This is a genomic window from Flavobacterium sp. GW823-FHT06G12, from assembly GCF_058794775.1.
In genome coordinates, this window is record NZ_JBXAHE010000001.1 from 112,102 (window position 1) to 131,226 (window position 19,125).

Genomic DNA, 19,125 nt, shown 5'->3' on the forward strand with positions numbered 1-19,125 from the left:
TAGGGCAGATTAAAAATTATTATAATTTCTTTAATCTGTGGCAAAAGAATAAAACTATGAATATGAAAATAATCAAACGGTTTCTTTTTGTACTACTGCCATTTCTAGGTTATTCGCAAAATAATCAGCTAGAACTATGGTACACAAAACCAGCTTCTCAATGGGAAGAAACATTGCCTTTAGGAAACGGGCGTTTAGGAATTATGCCTGATGGCGGAATTGAAACCGAAAAATTAGTCCTAAATGATATAACACTTTGGAGCGGATCTTCGCAAGATGCAAATAATTATAAAGCCTATACTTTTTTGCCGCAAATAAGAGAATTATTATTGGCCAATAAAAACAGTGAAGCTGAACAGCTTATCAATCAAAATTTTGTTTGTACAGGTCCTGGTTCAGGAAGCGGTGACGGTGCTAATGTACAATTTGGATGCTATCAGGTTTTGGCTGACATGACATTAAAATTTGATTATAAAACCAAATCTCAACCTGTAAATTACACCAGAAATCTAAACATTCGAACCGCTCTTGCTTCAACTCAATTTGCGATTGACGGAGTAACGTATAAACGGGAATATTTTGCAGGTTTTGGTGATGATGCTCTTTTTGTAAAATTGACTTCAAGCAAAAAAGGAAAATTGAATTTCACAGTTCAGTTGAATAGACCAGAACATTTTAAAACCGAAAACGGAAATGACAATTCTCTTGTAATGACAGGACAATTGAACAATGGAATTGACGGAAAAGGGATGAAATATAAAGCCAAAGTAAAAGCTAAAATTACAGATGGAAGCGCTTTTTATGCCAATAATACCATTGAAGTAAAAAATGCAACTGAAGTAATTCTGTACATTTCAGCAGGAACAGATTTTAAAGATAAAAGTTTTGAGTCTTCTGTAGATAAAATTTTGGATGTAGCGATGCAGAAAAAATACGACGATCAGAAGAAAATACATATTCAAAATTATCAGAAACTGTTTAATCGCGTGGCTTTAAATTTTGGAAAACCAGTTCAAAAAACATTGCCTACAAATGAACGTTTAGATGCGTTTTTAAAAGAACCAGATTCAGATACTGAGCTTCCTGTTTTGTTTTACCAATACGGACGTTATTTAAGCATTAGCAGTACAAGAGTCGGATTGCTGCCTCCAAATTTGCAAGGCTTATGGGCGCATCAAGTTCAAACTCCGTGGAATGGCGATTATCATCTTGACGTAAATGTTCAGATGAATCATTGGGCATTAGAAACAGGAAATCTATCTGAATTGAATCTTCCGCTAAAAGATTTGGTAAAAGGAATGGTTCCTTACGGAGAAAAAACGGCAAAAGCCTATTACAATGCTGATGGATGGGTGGCGCATGTAATCACGAACGTCTGGGGATTTACAGAACCAGGAGAAAGCGCTTCTTGGGGAATTGCAAAAGCAGGATCAGGCTGGCTTTGCAACAATTTATGGAATCATTATTTGTATACCAAAGACCAAAATTATCTAGCAGAAATTTATCCGATAATCAAAGGAGCAGCTCAGTTTTACAACAGCATGTTGGTAAAAGATCCAGAAACAGGTTGGCTAGTAACTTCGCCATCAGTATCGCCAGAAAATTCATTTTTGCTTCCAAATGGTCAGGACGCGCATGTTTGCATGGGGCCGACAATCGACAATCAAATTGTACGTGAATTGTTTAATGGTGTAATTACAGCTTCTGAAAAACTCGGAATCGATTCTGAATTGCGAAATGATTTGGAAAAAAGGCTGAAATTATTACCGCCTTCAGGAGTTATTGGTCCAGACGGAAGAATTCAGGAATGGCTGAAACCTTATAAAGAGCCAGATCCGCAACATCGTCACGTTTCTCATTTGTACGGATTATATCCAGCCTCTTTAATAACCCCAGAAAGTACTCCAGATTTAGCAGAAGCAGCAAAGAAAACTTTAGAAGTTAGAGGAGACGACGGCCCAAGTTGGTCAATTGCTTATAAAATGCTTTTCTGGTCTAGATTAAAAGACGGAAACAGAGCTTATAAATTATTGAAAACTATTTTAAGGCCAACTCTTGCAACAAATATCAATTACGGAGCCGGAGGAGGAGTTTATCCGAATCTGCTTTCTGCTGGCCCGCCTTTTCAAATTGACGGAAATTTTGGAGCTACAGCAGGAATTGGAGAAATGCTAATACAAAGCCATGCAGGATTTATCGAATTATTGCCGGCAATGCCAGACGCTTGGCTAAAAGAAGGCGAAGTAAAAGGATTAAAAGCAGAAGGCAATTTTACCATAAATATGAAATGGAAAAATGGTAAAATAATACAATACGAAATACTGTCGCCATCACCTGAAAAAGTAAAAATCAAAGTGAATGGAGAATTAAAAGAAACCACCTCTTCTAAATTGTAGTTAATAACAACCCTAATCCTGCAAGGTCTTTTCTGAGTTTGCAGGATTAATTTTTTAAAACAAAATTTTTATCATGATTTTAAAAAACATAATAAGCATAGGCAGTTTATTCGCTTCTGTGATAGCAAGTGCGCAGAATTCAGAAAGAATTGCTTCACATGTTAATCCGTTTATTGGAACAGGAGCTGCAGATGGATCGCCTTTGTCTGGAAATAATTTTCCTGGTGCCACAGTTCCTTTTGGAATGGTGCAGCTTAGTCCAGATACGCGCAGCACACCAGATTGGAGTGTAGCCTGCGGTTATAATTACAATGACACCACAATTGCAGGCTTTAGCCACACTCATTTAAGCGGAACAGGCGTAGCCGAATTATTTGATATAATGCTGATGCCTTTTAGCGGTGCAATTGTGAAAGAAGCTGAAGGAGAAAATGCCTATCAGTCGAAATTCTCTCATAAAAATGAAACAGCAAAACCTGGTTATTACAGTGTTCAATTATTAGATTATCAGATAAAAGCAGAATTAACGGCAACTACACGAGCGGGTTTTCATAAATACAGTTTTCCTAAAAATAAAGAAGCGCATATTATCATCGATTTAGATCATTCGATGAAAAAATCAGATTGGAACACGCGAATTATTGCCTCCCAATTATCATTTCCAAATAATCATACAGTTGAAGGATATCGCATTATTACAGGTTGGGCGCCTATGCGAAAAGTATATTTTCATGCAGAGTTTTCACAGCCTATAATTCGTAATCATGTTAAAGACGGCGGTAATAGTTATGATAATGCTAGAATAGTAAACGGAAATGCTATAAGAGCCATATTAGATTTTGATGTTTCCAGACAGCAGGAAGTTTTGGTAAAAGTGGGAATCTCTGCAACAAGTATAGAAAATGCACGATTGAATGTAGAGTCTGAAATTCCTGCTTGGGATTTTGAAAAAAAGGTAAAAGAGGCAGATGCCGTTTGGGAAAAAGAACTCGGTAAAATAAAAATTGATGGCACAGACGAGCAAAAACAGATTTTCTACACTGCTTTGTATCACACTTATATTCAGCCAAATACTTTGTCGGATGTAAATGGAGATTATCCTTCGGCAGATTTTACGGTTAAAAATGCTTCAAAACCTTATTATTCTACCTTTTCTTTGTGGGACACGTATCGTGCAGCGCATCCGTTATACACATTAATTCAGCCAGAACGTTCAGCCGATTTCGTAAACAGCATGCTGGCGTATTATAAAGTTTTTGGCTATTTACCAATTTGGCAACTATGGGGACAGGAAAATTATTGTATGATTGGAAATCATGCTATTCCGGTAATTGCAGATGCAGTAATGAAGAATTTATCAGGAATTGACTCCAATTTGGCTTACGAGGCTATTAAGAACTCAGCAATGCGCGAACACCCTGGATCTCCGTTTGGTATCTGGGAAAAGTTTGGATATATTCCAGAAAACTTAAAATCACAATCGGTTTCACTTACTTTAGAAATGGCTTACGATGATTGGTGTGTGGCTGAATTAGCAAAGAAATTAGTTAAAATAGAAGATTATAATCATTTTACAAAACGTTCTCAGTTTTATAGAAATCTATACGATAAAGAAATTGGTTTTTTTAGAGCTAAAGATGATAAAGGAAATTGGATTGGGCCATTTGATCCTTTAAAATATGGCGCTAATGGCGGTTATCCGTTTACAGAAGGAAATGGATGGCAATACTTTTGGTATGTTCCTCAGGATGTAAAAGGCTTAATTGGCTTAGTTGGAAATGATCAATTGTTCACTAAAAAACTAGATACATTTTTTACTTTAGAAGATAAACCAGAAGAAGTAAATGATAATGCTTCAGGTTTTATTGGGCAATATGCGCACGGAAACGAACCGAGCCATCATATTGCGTATTTGTACAACTATGCAGGTCAACCGTGGAAAACACAAAAATATACTGCTGAAATCATGAAAAAGATGTACAATACTACTTCATCAGGTTATTCTGGAAATGACGATTGCGGTGAACTTTCGGCTTGGTATATTTTTAGTGCCATGGGATTTTATCCTGTAAATCCAGCAAACAGAATGTATGTTATTGGCTCTCCAATTTTGAAAGAAGCAATAATTGAATTGCAAGGCGGAAAAACGTTTAAAGTAACTGCCAAAAATGTATCAGATCAAAACGTTTACATTCAGAGCGCAAAACTAAATGGAAAGACTTACACGAAGACTTTTATTCATCAATCGGATATTGATAATGGAGGTGTTTTAGAGTTTGTCATGGGATCAAAACCAAATAAAAATTGGGGAGTTAAAAAAGACGATAAACCGATTAATTAATTTTTATTTCAAATTTCCTGCAAGGTTTTCAAAACCTTGTAGGTATATAAGTTGTAATCGAAAAGAAGAGCAAACCTACAAGGGGTTTAAAACCTCGCAGGAGTACTAAAAACAAGACCCGACAGGTTTTAAAAGCCTGTCAGGTCTACTACTTAAAATACTAACTTAAACTGAAACCGATTCCTCATTTTTTAATAACGAAAGGTGTATTGTAACTCCTGAATGGCTTTTTTCTTCTGCTAGAACACTATTAAAAGTTTGTTCTGCTTCAGCTTTTTTATCAAGACCTAAAAGACCTAATCCTTGCATATACAAGCAGTGAATTTTGTTTCGTTTGTCCAGATCATCTTCCCAAATCATAAGATCTGGAAGTGATACCGCAAAATAATCAATCGTAACATGATCGTTTACGTGTTTTTTTGCGTAAGCTACGAGCTTTTCAAAACGTTTATTCGCTTCAGCAAAATCATTTAATTTCAGATAAGCCAAGCCCTGATAGAAAATTTTGTCAGGCTGTTGGTCATTATAAAAAATAGCTGCTGTTGGTTCTTCTAAACCTTGCGTTGCTTTTTCCCACCAATTATTAGCTTGTTGTAGATCGCTTTTCTTTTCATAAGCAACACCAAGCCAGTAATGGATATCATTTTCCTGTGCTCCAGGTAATTTTCCTTCACCTAAATTATCAGGATAAATTTGTGCTTGTTCCAAAAGCGTTATGGCTTTATCATAGTTTCCTTGCGCAATTTCCTGTTTCGCAATTTCAGTTAAAGAAATCAAATATTGTCCGCTTACTTTTCCTTCACCGCCTTCCCAAGGATGGAACATTCGGTTTTGCAGTAACGTAAGTGCTTTATCGTGTTTCCCTAAAAGATTATACAAAGCAACTCTTTCTAAATACACGTCATCTCTTTGAATAACCAATTCTAAATGTTTTTCTAAGAAGGCCAACCTAAAAACCAAATCTCTATTTAAACGTTTGTATAACTGATCCAATTCCATTAGAATTCTTGCATCTTCCAAATCAAGTGAAAATGCTTTTTCCAGACTTGCTAGTGCTTTTTGCTCATCGTTCAATTTGTTGTAATAAGCCAATGAAAGATTACGGTGTACAGTTGGAAAACTATCATCAATTGAAACCGATTTTTCCCAACAAGAAATCGCATCAGCATAAAATTTCGATGCATACCAAAAGTTTCCTAGATAATACAGCGCTTTTGCATCGTTAGTCTGTTTCTCGATAACTTCTGAAAGCACCAAAGCAGCTTCAATCTGATTTGGGAAACAATAATCAGGTTTTGCTTGAGAAGCCATCTTGAAACATTTTTCGGCTTGATTAAAATCATTCAGCTTTTCATAAAACGAACCCGCAAAATACCAAGCCATCGGATAGGTATTTTCGTCTTTCAATCCTTCACTTAATAAAGCAGAAGCTTCTTGATATAAACCTGCTGCATTGTAATCTAAAGCATATTCGATATACGTATGAATATTGTTTCGAATGAGTGCATTTAAATACGTTAAATCCTGTTTATCATTACTTAGAAGATACTTTTCGAATAGTAATCCAAAATTGAAAGAATCATTCTCTAAATAAGCATTAGCAAGCTGAATCGCTTTCTCTTTTTGGTTTAATTTTCTAAGAAAAGCCACCTGCAAATGCAATGCTTTATGATCTTCTGTATTTTTAGAAATCGCTTTTTGAATGTGAGTTAAAGCTGAATCGAAATCACCTTTTAAAGCATCAAGCTGCGCTACATAAAAATAACCCTGATTCTGCCAAGCTGCATTCCAAGTCGATTTGTAAAAAGCATCGTATGCTTCTTCGTTTTTATTCTGATATTTAAGTGACAATCCTAAATTGAAATACGCTTCTCCATCGTACGGATTTGGATTTCGTTGTGTAAGCGTTTTAATAGCAGCTCTGAAATACGGCTCGCTTTCTGCAAATTTTGCTCGACGCATCAGCCATAATCCCATTGCATTATTAGCACGAACATCACCAGAATCACGTTTAAGCGCTTCTTCGTAATACGGAATCGGACTATAAGTAGCGTGTCTATATTGCTCTAAATGCTGTGCTGTCAGGAATAATTGCTCGTTGTTTTCAATATCTTCAGGTGCAAGAGCAGGTTTTGCAGCTTCTGGAATCTCATCTTCGTTTTGAGCTTCGTAATTCCAATCTACTAAAACTTTATCATCAGCATCTGTTACAGTAATTGACAATCCTTCTAAACCTGATGAGGTATTGAAATTAATTGTTTCTTCAAATGAATTGTATGGCGATGCATCATATTGTTTTTGGAATAAAACTGAGCCATTATTTTTTAAAGTCACCGTCGTTTTTGGATAAACTCCAGTTGTGTATGCTTTAATAACTAATTGATCGCCGATGTTTTCTAAGTTAACCATCGCATTTTTGGTTGCATTTTTTACTACTCCCAAATCACGATATGGCATAAAATACTGTGTGAAATCTTTTTGCTCGCCTGGCATAATCCAAGTAAAATCAGGCTGATTATCCGTATAAACACCACACATCAATTCGATATACGGACCATCTTCATCAGTAAGATTTCTGTCCCAAGCACGTCCAAAATCGCCATGTCCCCAAGTCCATTGTTTTTTTCCTGGAGAAACATGATGATTGGCAACGTGCAATAAGCCACCTTTTGAATCATTTTCGTATCCGCCAACAAAATTATATTTTGAAGCAATCGCCATATAAGAAGTCGGAACCGGAATGTTTTTATAACGTGAAATATCTGTTCCAGGCGAATAATCGACTTTATAATACGTTCCTTTTGCAATTGGGAAAGAGGAAACATCACGTTTTCCGTGATCAAAAACAGCATTTACATCAGGCGGAAAAACCGATTGATAATCGTCGTTTACTTTTACAGCAGGATTTGCCCACCATAAAAAAGTCTGCGGAAATGAAGTTCTGTTGTATAATTGTGCTTTAATTTCTAAATATGCTTTATCAGGATATAGTCTGAAACCAGCCATACCTTTGGTTCTAAACATACGCTCAACTTCACTGCACCAAACTGTTGCGCTTCCGTCATCATGTTCTTCAATCGTAAAATCTACAGGATCAAATGTAGTTGGTCTGTGATGCTGTGGCCAGTTAAATTCGATTCCGCCAGAAATCCACGGACCTGTAAGTCCTACCAATGCAGGTTTTACAACCTGATTGTAATATACAAAATGACGGTTTTTAGTTTTGTCATAAGCCATATGAACTCTTCCGCCAAGTTCAGGCAGAATCATTATTTTAATGAATTCATTTTCAAGATATACGGCCTGATATTCTTTATCTGTTTTTTCGTCCGCGATTTTTTCAATAACCGGATAAGGATATACTGATCCGTTACTTCCCTGATACACTCTTTTCTCAATAAATACAGGATTTTTTTCAGGTTTGCCCACCTCATAAGTTGGCAGGATTATTTTTTCCTTCCAAACATTTACTTTTTGCATGATGTAATGAAATTTAAATTATTGAATATGTTTTGATTGATCAGCAGCCATAAGCTCCTCAATCTCTTCAAGACTTTTGTTTTTTGTTTCAGGAAGTTTTCTGAAAACAAATAGAAATCCTAAGGCACAGATGATTCCATACAGCCAGAAAGTGCCCGACGTGCCTAGATAGTTGTTAAAAATTGGAAAGGTCTGTACTAATATGGCAGAAGCAATCCAGAGAGCAAAAGTGGCAATAGACATTGCTACACCTCTAATTCGGTTAGGGAAAATTTCAGATAAAATAACCCAAGTAATAGGAGCAAGAGACATTGCATAAATGGCAATGGCTAATAATACCAATAGCAATAATGGAAATCCGGTAACATTGGTGTAATAAAAATATCCTAGTAAAGCATAGATTACAGCAAGTGCTCCAGAACCAAAAAGCATTAGTTTTTTACGGCCTAATTTGTCTACAGTTCCCATAGCAACTAGAGTGAAAACCAAGTTAATGCTTCCTGTTATCACAATATTCATGAACAAATCGTTTATGCTGTAACCAGCCGAAACAAAGATTTCTTGAGCGTAATTGAAAATGATATTAATACCGCACCATTGTTGGAAAGCGGCCAATACGATTCCGATAATTAAGATCGAAAAAGCTTTTTTGTCGAATAATATTTTGAAATCGGTCTTTTCGCTTTCGTGTGTAAAAGTTTCTTTAATTTTTGAAAGCTCTTCTCTAGCATAATCAATTCCTCCAATTTTAGCAAGAGTATCTTCTGCCGAATTTTGATTGTCTTTTTTAGCCAAATATCTTGGGCTTTCTGGAATCAGAAACATTAATAGAAAGAAAAGAACAGCCGGGAAAAATCCTGCCCAAAACATCCATCGCCATCCAGTTTGTCCGTTCCAAGAAGCAAGAATCTGTGCGTGAGAATAACCAGTTGGAATAACTTCTGTGATTAGCATGTTTGTAATCTGTGCTGCAAGAATTCCGATAACTACGGTAAGTTGGTTTATGGACACGAAAAGTCCGCGGGTTTCCTGAGGTGCGATTTCTGCAATATATAAAGGCGAAATGGTAGAAGCAACTCCAATTCCGATTCCTCCAATAATACGCCAGACAATAAATATGTTGAAGGTTTCTGAAGCTCCTGTTCCAATTGCCGATAAGGAGAATAATACGGCGGCAGCAATCAGTAGAGGACGTCTTCCGTAAGTGTCGGCTAGTTTTCCTGCAACAGCGGCACCTGCCACACAGCCAACAAGAGCACTGCTCATTGCCCAGCCTTGAAGAGCTGGAGAATCTGAAATGCCAAAATAAATTTCGTAAAATGGTTTTGCTCCGCCAATAACAACCCAGTCGTAGCCAAAGAGTAAACCACCCAGTGCTGCAACTAGACTAATTGATAGTAAAAAGGTATAATTGTAATTTTTCATAAAAAGGTTTTAATAGCTTTTGTAAAATTAGCGGAATCGGAACCTTTGATTTATGGATATTTTTTTTGAATAGATGGATTATAATCTGATTTTTTGGCATCATGTTTTAAAATTCGAAAACAATTGCGTTACTGCTTATATTCTGTTCTATATTGAATAGGTGATGTACTCATTATTTTCTTGAATAAACGGGAGAAATATAACGGATCATTAAAACCTAAATTAAAACTGATTTCTTTTATGCTCATAGTCGTAAAACTTAGGTATTGACAGGCTTTCTGCATTTTTAGATAATTGAAATAATGTATAGGAGAATACCCCGTCTGTTTCTTAAATAAGGTAAAAAAATGTGATGATGAATAATTAAAATAAGCTGCAACATCGTTTATTTTTAACGAAAGTTCCAGATGCTTTTTCATGTAATCAATAGCCGACTCAATAGTATTATCCTCTGAAAATTTTCGGTTTTTTTGAATGAAAAATTTCTCATACAAAAAGGTATTCAGTAGCTGCCATAAAGATAAATTGGCAAATTCTAGATTGCTGGAGCTGTAACCGTCTTCCATAACGTCTAATATGTTATCAAATAGTTCGATACGTCTTTCTTCAAGCGATAATTGCGGAGCGGTATCAGGATATTCGGTTATGAATTTATCGTAAAAATAAGGTGCCTGTGGTCCAGTAAAATGAATCCAATAAATACTCCACGGATTTTGTTTTAAAGCATAATAATCATGCGCAACTTCTGGCGGAATAATATAAAAGGTATTGGCTTTGAGTGTAATGGTTTTGTTTTCTCGGCTAATAATGCCTTCTCCTTTATAACAATAAATCAGGATATATTGTTTGCTTCCGTGTTTTCGCTTCATGGAATGATGGCTCGCATTAGGAAAAACGCCAATATCGGTAAAATACAAACCCGAAATAAGCGGATTCTTTTTGATATTGGAAAGTATGTTTTTAGGAATTACAATCATGCGCTGTCCTAAAAAACCTTCTTTAACTTTTATTTTTTCCTTTTGCGATGCGTTTTTCATTTTCCTGAATCTTGTTTTTCAAATATCATAATTTAATCCATGCTTTCAAAAAAAATGTCCATTTTAAGCACAATTATCAAAAGTAAATTTGAAATTCTAATCTAACTTAAATCTTTTCTGACCTTTTTTAAACCAATATGAATTCTACCAATATAATTGCATACGAGTCTTTTGGCTGGTTTGCAGATCAAGAAGTTTTCAAATTTACTATTACAAACAGCCAAGGAAATTATGTGGAGCTGCTTAATTATGGTGCCATAGTAAAATCCATAGTTGTACCAGATAAAAATGGGAAGAAAGAAAATGTGGTTTTGGGTTTTCCTACTTTAGAAGGTTATTTAAAAGACAAGGCTTATATCGGAGCGACAATCGGGCGTTTTGCAAACCGAATAAATAATGCTTCGTTTTCTATTGAGAATAAAACGTATTATCTGGATAAAAACGACGGAAAAAATAGCAATCACAGCGGTTCAGCAGGATTTAATTCTAAAATATTCGATTTTAAAATAGAAAACGATGCTGTGATTTTTTCACTTGAAAACAGAAGTGGAGAAGGCGGTTTTCCGGGAGATGTAAATCTAAAAGTGATTTATAAATGGACTGATCAAAACGAATTGAAAATTCAGTTTTTGGCGGAAGCCAGCGAATCGACTCCGCTTAATTTTACCAATCATTCTTATTTCAATTTATCTGCTTGTCAAGATAAAATTCACAATCATAGATTAACCATTCAAGGATCAAAAATATTAGAAAGTACAGCCGATTATATTCCGACAGGAAAAATTATACTAGCTGACGAATATTTATTTCTGAATGATAAACTGGGTGACGTAATGCAAAACAAGGGACTAAATCTCTACTATGTTTTAGATCGCAATCATGTTGATGAAAAACTTGTTTGTAAATTGATTGAAGAAAAATCAGGTAGAGTGATGCGCGTTTATACTTCATATCCGGGTGTGCAGCTTTATACAGGAGATTATTTAGACAGTGCATTAATCGGTGAACATTCTAAATTATACCAATCTTTTGACGGACTTTGTTTAGAATGCCAATATTATCCTGACAGTCCCAATAATGAACATTTTCCTAACACTTTATTTGGAGCAGGTCAAATCTACGATGAAACCATTGCTTATACTTTTGATATAGTAACTGACAAAATTTAACTATCACCTTTAAATATTTATATAATGAAAAAAAAGTTTGTAAACCGATTTTTAATTGTCCTGATGCCGTCAGTATTTTTTCTGCTGACGAATTGTAAGGCACAGAATACATCACTTTCGCTAAAATCTAAGGACAATCTCAATCAGATTTCACTGTCTTTAAGCGAAGACGGGCAATTGTCTTATAAAGTTACGCGTCATGATAAAGCTGTTATACTTGATTCTCCACTTGGATTGACTTTCGAAAATGATGATTTTACTACTGGATTATCTGTTGTAAATGTTTCTCCAATAGAAGAAAAACGTGAGAAATATGAACTTAAAGTGGCTAATAATAAAACAGCTGATCATGTTTTTAAAACCAAAAGCATCACTTTCAAAAACAAACAAGGTGCTTTGATGACGATAGACTTAATTGCAGGAGAAGAAGGTGTTGCTTTTAGATATAAGTTTGATAATAAAGTGAATGGATCAAAAGTTCTTAAAAATGAAATAACAGGATTCCATATTGATCAAAAAGCAAAAGGATGGTTGCAACCTTATAATAAGGCTGGAGATTATACACCAGGTTATGAAGATTTTTATGTAAATGTAAAATCAGGAGATCCAATAAGCGGTGCTCGAAACGAATCTATTGGTTGGTGTATGCCGGCACTTTTTAATGTAAACGATGCTAAAAACTGGGTACTGATTGCAGAATCTGGTACAGACGGTTCATTTCCAGGCTGTCATTTAGCGCCAGATTCTAAAGACGGAATGTACACCATTGCCTTTGCTAAAAATGATGAGAAATTTACTTTGCCATTACCAGATAAAGGAAATGCATATCCTGAGTCTGCAGAACCGTGGACAATGCCTTGGAGAGTTATAATGATTGGAGATAATGCAGGCAATATTTTATTGTCTACAATGATTACTGATTTAGCTCCAGCTTCTAAAATTAAAGATGTTTCTTGGATTCAATCTGGAAAAGCGGCTTGGTCGTGGTGGTCGCATCCAGAAGATTTTACGCCAGAAATGTATAATAAATTTACGGATGTTTCGGCTTCATTTGGTTTCAAATACACGCTTTTTGATGCTGGTTGGGAAAAAGCCAACAAGGAAGGGAAAATTGTAGATTATGCATTGTCTAAAGGAGTGCAGCCATTAGTTTGGGGATTTTCAGCAGAATACTTTGATTCAGAAAAAAGAAAAAAGAGATTTAAAGAACTGGCTGAAATGGGAATAAAAGGAGTGAAAATTGACTTTTGGTGTTCAGACAGGCAAGAAGTTATGGCAGCTTTGCAAGGTGTTTTTGAAGATGCAGCAAAAGAACATTTATTGGTAAACTTACATGGAACAACAGTTCCAAGAGGCTGGCATAGAACATGGCCGAATTTTGTAACCGCAGAAGCTATTTTAGGAACAGAAAGTTATTTTTATGAACCAAGATTTCCAGAAAAAGCAGCAGAACAAAATACCGTATTGCCTTTTACAAGAAACGTTGCTGGTCCAGCTGATTACACGCCATTTGCTTTAACTTTTAGAAAATATACACGTTTAAATACCTCGGTTCATGAATTGGCAATGGCTATGATTTATACCTCAGGGATTATTCATTTTGCCGATTCGGAAGAGGTTTTTAATTCATTGCCAAATGAACTTAAAGATTTGTTGAAAGAAATGCCTGCTACTTGGGATAAAACTGAGGCTATTGTGGCAGAACCGGGAAAATCAATCGTGTTGTCACGTAAAAAAGATAATCTTTCTTATATTATTGGGATAAACGGAGCTAACACAGCTTTGCCTGTTTCTATTGATCTGACTAAATACGGAAAAGGGTATTCAAAATTCAGAATCATTTCTGAAGGTAAAGATCCGTTGATGGATTTTAAAGTAGAAACTCATCCAATTGATGCTAAGTGGAAATACAATATGGCTCCAAAAGGAGGTTTTATTATTGAATTTGTAAAGTAATAATTGATTAGTAAAATGAATTGCAAAAAAAGGCGCTTAAATTTTTTAAGCGCCTTTTCTATTGCGTAAAAAAAATAACAATGATAAGATTTGTTTAGTAAGAGAAATATAGAGTATTAAGATCTTAGGAATTCAAAAAAATGAGCTTCATTTTTAAAATATAATATTTACTTTTAGTAATTGATTTTAGTAATTGACTAATACAAGAAATATGAGTTCTCAAAACCAAAAAAATGAAATAAACCGACGCAGTTTTTTACAAACCAGTGCAAAATTCGCGGCCGCAGGAATTTACTTAGGTGTTTTTGGAATGCCTGAACTATTCGGAAATGTTGTCGTAGAAAAAAAAGATGTTCAGATTCCAGATGTCAAGCTGAATAACGGTGTCAAAATGCCTATACTAGGATTTGGTACATATGGCCTTAGTGGAGAAGTATGCCAGCAATCAGTTGCCGAAGCTATATCGGCAGGTTATCGTCTTCTTGATACTGCAAAAGTGTATGGAAATGAAGAAGCAGTGGGTAGAGGCATAAAACAAAGCGGAATTGACAGGAAAAAGCTTTTTGTTACCTCGAAACTATGGGTTGATGATGCTGGTTATGAAAATGCTAAAAAAGGTTTTGAAGAGACACTAAGAAAACTGCAACTTGAATATCTTGATCTGTATCTAATTCATCGTCCAAGAGGTGATGTGAAAGGATCTTGGAAAGCAATAGAAGAACTTTACAAAGCAGGAAAAATTAAAGCGATTGGCATAAGCAATTTCGATCCGGTACAACTAGCAGATCTTTTATCTTATGCTGAGGTAAAACCTGTGATAAATCAAATTGAAACACACGCTTATTTTCAGCAGACAAATGACTATAAGGTATTAAAACAGCATAATATCCAAATGCAAGCATGGGCTCCTTTTGCAGAAGGTCGTAATGGTCTTTTTACAAATGAAATATTAACTAAAATTGCTCAAAAACATGGTAAAACTACTGCGCAGGTAAGTTTGAGATGGCATTACCAACGTGGTATTGTAGCTATTCCGAGATCTTCTCAAAAAGTACATATTATAGAAAATCTTGACATTTTTGATTTTAAACTTGATAGTGCTGATATAAAAGAAATTGAAAAGCTTGACTTAAATAAAACGCAGTTTCCAGAATGGACTTAAGGTTGGTTTATACAAAAAAATGGAGATTGAAAACAAAAGTTTAAAAGAAAATGTGTCACTGTTACAAAATGCTATTTTATTGTCAAAAAAAGAGTGATTAATGTCTTTTAGAGTAGTAAATCAACCTCCAAATGATTGCTAGATCTGGCGCTATGATTTAGGTGACTTCAGAAGTCTTGAAAACATAATTGTAAAAGCAGAAAAACCTTTAAATCGTAAGATCTAAAGGTTTTTGTTTTTTGAAGATTTTCTTAGAAATCTCATGAAGCGGAGAAAGAGGGATTCGAACCCCCGGACCTGTTACAGTCAACAGTTTTCAAGACTGCCGCATTCGACCGCTCTGCCATTTCTCCAGTATGTTGCTCTCATTGTCTGATTGCGGGTGCAAATATAAGACGGTTTTTCGGTTCTGAAAACTTTTTTTAGACTTTTTTTTGAAGTTTTTCAAAATAATTTTCAAGTATCTAAGTATCAGTATTTCCGAAAAAGAGATTTTTTAAAAAATTAATCCAAATCGTCTAAAATTGGCGTTGGTTTTTTGTTTTCATCGACAGCAACAAACGAAAAAGTTCCTGAAACAACCGTTTCGCGAAGCTCAGAATACATTTGTTCCATAAAAATATCGACATGAATTTTACAGCTTGTTCTTCCAACGCTATCTACTTTTGCGACTAATTCGATTAAAGTTCCTGCCGGAATTGCTTTTTTAAAGTCAATTTGACCAGTAGAAATCGTTACAACTTTTTTACGGCTAAAACGAGTAGCACAGATAAAAGCAACTTCATCCATAAGATGTAGTGCCGTTCCTCCAAAAAGAGTGTCGTAATGATTGGTTGTGCTAGGAAAAACGGCTTTAAAAATTCGAGTTTCTGATTTTTGAATTCTTTCTTCTACTGTTCCCATATTAGTATTTAACGTATTCTGTAATTTCAAGTCCGTATCCAATCATACCAACTCGTTTTGTTTGTTCTGTATTTGAAACCAATCTAATTTTAGAAATATCTAAATCATGAAGAATTTGAGCTCCAATACCATAATCTTTGCTGTCAATAATAACTTTTGGCGCTTTTAAAGTTCCGTTGGCTTGTAATGATTTAAGTTCAGAAATTCTGTTTAAAAGGTTAACAGCTGTCATGTCTTGATTAATGAAGATAACAGCACCTTTTCCGTTCTCATTAATCACTTTAAACATATCGTCTAATTGCTGTTCTGCATTATTAGTCAATGTGCCTAGCAAGTCGTTATTTACCTGAGAAGAGTGGATTCTCGTTAAGATAGGTTCGCCAAGATTCCAAGTTCCTTTTGTTAAGGCAATATGTATTTGCTTATTTGTAGTTTGTTCGTAAGCTCTTAATCTAAATGTTCCAAAACGAGTTTCGATATCAAAATCTTCTTTTTTAACAATCAAACTATCATGCTGCATTCTATAAGCAACCAAATCTTCGATAGAAACTAGTTTTAAATCAAATTTTTTAGCGACTTTAATCAATTCTGGCAAACGCGACATTGTTCCGTCTTCATTCAAAATTTCGCAGATTACACCTGCTGGTTTAAATCCTGCTAAACGTGCAAAATCAATTGCAGCTTCGGTATGTCCAGTTCTTCTTAAAACACCGCCTTGTTTAGCTATTAAAGGGAAAATATGTCCAGGACGAGCTAAATCGTGAGGTTTTGTATTTGGATCGACTAAAGATTGAACTGTTTTTGATCTATCGGCAGCAGAAATACCTGTAGTAACTCCTTGGCCTTTTAAATCAACAGAAACTGTAAAAGCAGTTTCCATATGATCTGTATTATTGGTCACCATGGCGCGAAGATCTAATTCTTTGCATCGGCTTTCTGTAAGTGGTGTACAAATTAATCCGCGTCCGTGAGTAGCCATAAAATTGATCATTTCTGGTGTTACTTTTTCGGCCGCAGCCAAAAAATCTCCTTCATTTTCGCGATCCTCATCATCGACTACAATGATTACTTTACCTTGACGAATATCTTCTATAGCTTCTTCAATGGTATTCAGTTGTATTTTTGTTGTTGACATAATTATTTTTGCTTTTGAGCAGGTAAAAACCGCTCAGAGATTTTCTGAAATAGTTTTGAAATCGGAGTTGTAATCGCATCAAAATTAATTAGCCCATTGTCATTTGTGGCGCGATAGGTTAATAATACTGCGAGTGGAGACAAGATGAAAGATGACATCCATGATCCCATAAAAGGGGTCATTCCGCCTTCTTGAGATAGTCTTTTTCCGAATGTATTGATGAAATGGAAAGTAATAAAAATTAAAACCGCAAATACAATAGGAAGTCCAAGTCCTCCTTTTCTAATAATCGCACCAAGCGGAGCTCCAATAAAGAACATTAAAAAGCAAGCAAAAGCAATAACGAATTTCTCGTATAATGCGAGAAGGTGTTTATTAATGTCTCGTTGTTTGTTCTTTAAATCTTGTTGAGTAGTGTCAATAGAGTATATATTGCTCGTTATATTGCTTCCAGCCATTTTTAAAATATCTACCTTGTCTTTGTTAGAGTAAATAGATAAAAGATCATTTGGAAGTGGTTTCTTCTTGATGTTTTTTTGAGTATCTCTGTAGAATTTTTTAATTCCGACACGCTGATTAATATTCTCAGAGAAGGAAATAATTTCGTTGTTTAAATTCTTGTTTAATGAGTCTAAAGTATAACGTAATTCATTAACATTAAGCATTCCATTTGTTCCTGCAATGCTTTCTTTGCTGTCGTCAACTTTATTTAGTTCAGATAAGTCAATATTGATGATCTGTGTTTTAAATTTTCCTTTTATAAAAGGCATTTTCGCACGATCTTCATATTTTTTTGGAGTAACGTCTTGGTAATAATAACCATCATTTAAAACCAGTTTTAAAATGCTTGATTTTTCATTACTAACTAACAAACCGGTTTTAGCTTTAATTACGGTTTTGTTTTCACCCATATTATTTGCTTTCTCGTGAATTGTTACGCCAGTAAGACGGTTGCCATTTTCGCCAGATTTTTTATTTACTTTAATGTTATAAGTGCCAACATCGTTAAACTGGCCTTCAGCAATAGCCATTGCGGGTTTGGCTTGTGCGATGTTTTTTCTAAAATTAACAAATTTATATTCTGCATACGGAATAACGTTATTTGCAAACCAAAATGCAACAATACTTAAAACGCAAATAAAAATGATCAAGATTCTCATAGCTCTTTGTAGTGAGATTCCTGAAGATTTCATGGCTGCGAACTCGTAATTTTCGGCTAGATTTCCGAAAGTCATAATCGATGCTAGTAAAACCGATAAAGGTAAAACTAGAGGAATAATACGAGGCATAGAAAAAAGCAGGAATTTCACGACCAATATTAAGTCGAGATCTTTACCTGCTAGTTCTGAAATAAATAGCCATACTGTTTGAAGTATGAATATGAAAAATAAGATTACAAATACCGTAGTAAATGTAAGTAAGAATGTTTTTAATAAGTATTTGTCTAGTATTTTCAACCTTCTGATTAATCTAATTTATTGATGTAGTATTTCGGGTATTTACTCGCTACAAAGGTAAATTGATTTTTTGATAATGGCTGATTGGTTTTAAAAGAATTAACGGTTAAAGTTGTTTTTGTTCCGTTTTTTCCAGTTTCAATCAAATTGTAGATGTGTTTTGTCTGAACGTCAACACCTAACAAAATTTCTTTTCTTTGGTCTTTTCCGCTAGTTGGTACTAATTTGATGTATTGAATTTTTCTTCCTTTTACATTCTGAACAATGTCCATGTTGTATTTGTAGCCAGAATTAAAGAAAGTAAGCATTTTTGAAGGAGTGATTGCGTTATCATCTTTCTCGTTTACTTTAGAAATAGTAACTTCTTCGTCTTCTGGAACAATAGTGTAAGTTTTCTGACCGTCAAAAATTTTAGTAACGCCCATGAAATTCAAAACATATTGGTTTCCTTTCATTGTTACGTTTCCTTTACTGTCTTGATTGATGTTTTCTTTGGCATTGTTCAAAGAATACTTAAAATCGATAACAATATTGTCGTAGCTTTTTATTTTAGAAGTTACTTCGTTCAATAAATCTTTCGCTTTTTTATCTTGAGCCTGAATAGAAGTGAAGCTCAAAAGCAATATAACTGCCATTTGAAAACACTTTTTGGTCATGTTTGTGA

General features: G+C 34.9%; 12 protein-coding genes and 1 tRNA gene. 5 read left to right on the forward strand and 8 right to left on the reverse strand.

Going from position 1 to position 19,125, the window contains the following annotated elements; all coding sequences use genetic code 11:
- The first annotated feature begins 62 nt into the window (after positions 1 to 62).
- On the forward strand, positions 63 to 2,396 hold the full coding sequence (locus AC1Q5Z_RS00395; protein WP_488754159.1) for a glycoside hydrolase family 95 protein: 2,334 nt from the start codon (positions 63 to 65) through the stop codon (positions 2,394 to 2,396).
- 73 nt (positions 2,397 to 2,469) lie between these two features.
- A complete protein-coding gene (locus AC1Q5Z_RS00400; protein ID WP_492443287.1) occupies positions 2,470 to 4,737 on the forward strand; it encodes a GH92 family glycosyl hydrolase in 2,268 nt (755 codons plus the stop codon).
- A 165-nt stretch (positions 4,738 to 4,902) separates the two neighbouring features.
- On the opposite strand, the gene AC1Q5Z_RS00405 is transcribed toward AC1Q5Z_RS00400, so the two are convergent.
- The 3 genes from AC1Q5Z_RS00405 to AC1Q5Z_RS00415 all read right to left on the reverse strand — a co-directional run bounded on the left by AC1Q5Z_RS00405 (position 4,903) and on the right by AC1Q5Z_RS00415 (position 10,679).
- Complete coding sequence (locus tag AC1Q5Z_RS00405; RefSeq protein WP_343586201.1) at positions 4,903 to 8,217, reverse strand: DUF5107 domain-containing protein; 3,315 nt, start codon at positions 8,215 to 8,217, stop codon at positions 4,903 to 4,905.
- A gap of 18 nt (positions 8,218 to 8,235) precedes the next feature.
- Positions 8,236 to 9,642: a sugar porter family MFS transporter gene (locus AC1Q5Z_RS00410; protein WP_343586204.1), complete on the reverse strand. Its 1,407-nt coding sequence runs from the start codon at positions 9,640 to 9,642 to the stop codon at positions 8,236 to 8,238.
- 128 nt (positions 9,643 to 9,770) lie between these two features.
- A complete protein-coding gene (locus AC1Q5Z_RS00415; RefSeq protein WP_343586207.1) occupies positions 9,771 to 10,679 on the reverse strand; it encodes an AraC family transcriptional regulator in 909 nt (302 codons plus the stop codon).
- Between the two features lie 137 nt (positions 10,680 to 10,816).
- Between AC1Q5Z_RS00415 and AC1Q5Z_RS00420 the strand changes: the two genes are divergently transcribed.
- The 3 genes from AC1Q5Z_RS00420 (at position 10,817) to AC1Q5Z_RS00430 (ending at position 14,966) form a co-directional block, all read left to right on the forward strand.
- The gene (locus AC1Q5Z_RS00420; protein WP_492443290.1) at positions 10,817 to 11,848 is read left to right on the forward strand and encodes an aldose epimerase family protein; all 1,032 of its coding nucleotides are present in this window, start codon (positions 10,817 to 10,819) and stop codon (positions 11,846 to 11,848) included.
- A 24-nt stretch (positions 11,849 to 11,872) separates the two neighbouring features.
- Positions 11,873 to 13,804: a glycoside hydrolase family 97 protein gene (locus tag AC1Q5Z_RS00425; RefSeq protein WP_492443292.1), complete on the forward strand. Its 1,932-nt coding sequence runs from the start codon at positions 11,873 to 11,875 to the stop codon at positions 13,802 to 13,804.
- Between the two features lie 211 nt (positions 13,805 to 14,015).
- Positions 14,016 to 14,966 carry an aldo/keto reductase gene (locus tag AC1Q5Z_RS00430; RefSeq protein ID WP_492443294.1) on the forward strand — a complete coding sequence of 317 codons (951 nt, stop codon included), beginning with the start codon at positions 14,016 to 14,018 and terminating at the stop codon, positions 14,964 to 14,966.
- Between the two features lie 268 nt (positions 14,967 to 15,234).
- Here the strand turns inward: AC1Q5Z_RS00430 and AC1Q5Z_RS00435 are convergent.
- The 5 genes from AC1Q5Z_RS00435 to lolA1 all read right to left on the reverse strand — a co-directional run bounded on the left by AC1Q5Z_RS00435 (position 15,235) and on the right by lolA1 (position 19,096).
- A tRNA-Ser gene (locus tag AC1Q5Z_RS00435) sits at positions 15,235 to 15,319 on the reverse strand.
- Positions 15,320 to 15,470: 151 nt separating this feature from the next.
- A complete protein-coding gene (locus tag AC1Q5Z_RS00440) occupies positions 15,471 to 15,869 on the reverse strand; it encodes an acyl-CoA thioesterase (protein WP_125721663.1) in 399 nt (132 codons plus the stop codon).
- Position 15,870: 1 nt separating this feature from the next.
- Complete coding sequence (gene ribB / locus AC1Q5Z_RS00445; RefSeq protein ID WP_198856759.1) at positions 15,871 to 17,004, reverse strand: 3,4-dihydroxy-2-butanone-4-phosphate synthase; 1,134 nt, start codon at positions 17,002 to 17,004, stop codon at positions 15,871 to 15,873.
- A gap of 2 nt (positions 17,005 to 17,006) precedes the next feature.
- A complete protein-coding gene (locus tag AC1Q5Z_RS00450) occupies positions 17,007 to 18,461 on the reverse strand; it encodes an LptF/LptG family permease (RefSeq protein ID WP_289056917.1) in 1,455 nt (484 codons plus the stop codon).
- Between the two features lie 8 nt (positions 18,462 to 18,469).
- A complete protein-coding gene (gene lolA1, locus AC1Q5Z_RS00455; RefSeq protein WP_479724222.1) occupies positions 18,470 to 19,096 on the reverse strand; it encodes an outer membrane lipoprotein periplasmic chaperone LolA1 in 627 nt (208 codons plus the stop codon).
- Positions 19,097 to 19,125 lie beyond the last annotated feature (29 nt).

Excerpts from the sequence above, each read along its gene's own strand:
- AC1Q5Z_RS00395 (WP_488754159.1), top strand. The coding sequence starts at position 63 with ATGAAAATAATCAAACGGTTTCTTTTTGTACTACTGCCATTTCTAGGT.
- AC1Q5Z_RS00400 (WP_492443287.1), top strand. The coding sequence starts at position 2,470 with ATGATTTTAAAAAACATAATAAGCATAGGCAGTTTATTCGCTTCTGTG.
- AC1Q5Z_RS00405 (WP_343586201.1), bottom strand. The coding sequence starts at position 8,217 with ATGCAAAAAGTAAATGTTTGGAAGGAAAAAATAATCCTGCCAACTTAT.
- AC1Q5Z_RS00410 (WP_343586204.1), bottom strand. The coding sequence starts at position 9,642 with ATGAAAAATTACAATTATACCTTTTTACTATCAATTAGTCTAGTTGCA.
- AC1Q5Z_RS00415 (WP_343586207.1), bottom strand. The coding sequence starts at position 10,679 with ATGAAAAACGCATCGCAAAAGGAAAAAATAAAAGTTAAAGAAGGTTTT.
- AC1Q5Z_RS00420 (WP_492443290.1), top strand. The coding sequence starts at position 10,817 with ATGAATTCTACCAATATAATTGCATACGAGTCTTTTGGCTGGTTTGCA.
- AC1Q5Z_RS00425 (WP_492443292.1), top strand. The coding sequence starts at position 11,873 with ATGAAAAAAAAGTTTGTAAACCGATTTTTAATTGTCCTGATGCCGTCA.
- AC1Q5Z_RS00430 (WP_492443294.1), top strand. The coding sequence starts at position 14,016 with ATGAGTTCTCAAAACCAAAAAAATGAAATAAACCGACGCAGTTTTTTA.
- AC1Q5Z_RS00440 (WP_125721663.1), bottom strand. The coding sequence starts at position 15,869 with ATGGGAACAGTAGAAGAAAGAATTCAAAAATCAGAAACTCGAATTTTT.
- ribB (WP_198856759.1), bottom strand. The coding sequence starts at position 17,004 with ATGTCAACAACAAAAATACAACTGAATACCATTGAAGAAGCTATAGAA.
- lolA1 (WP_479724222.1), bottom strand. The coding sequence starts at position 19,096 with ATGGCAGTTATATTGCTTTTGAGCTTCACTTCTATTCAGGCTCAAGAT.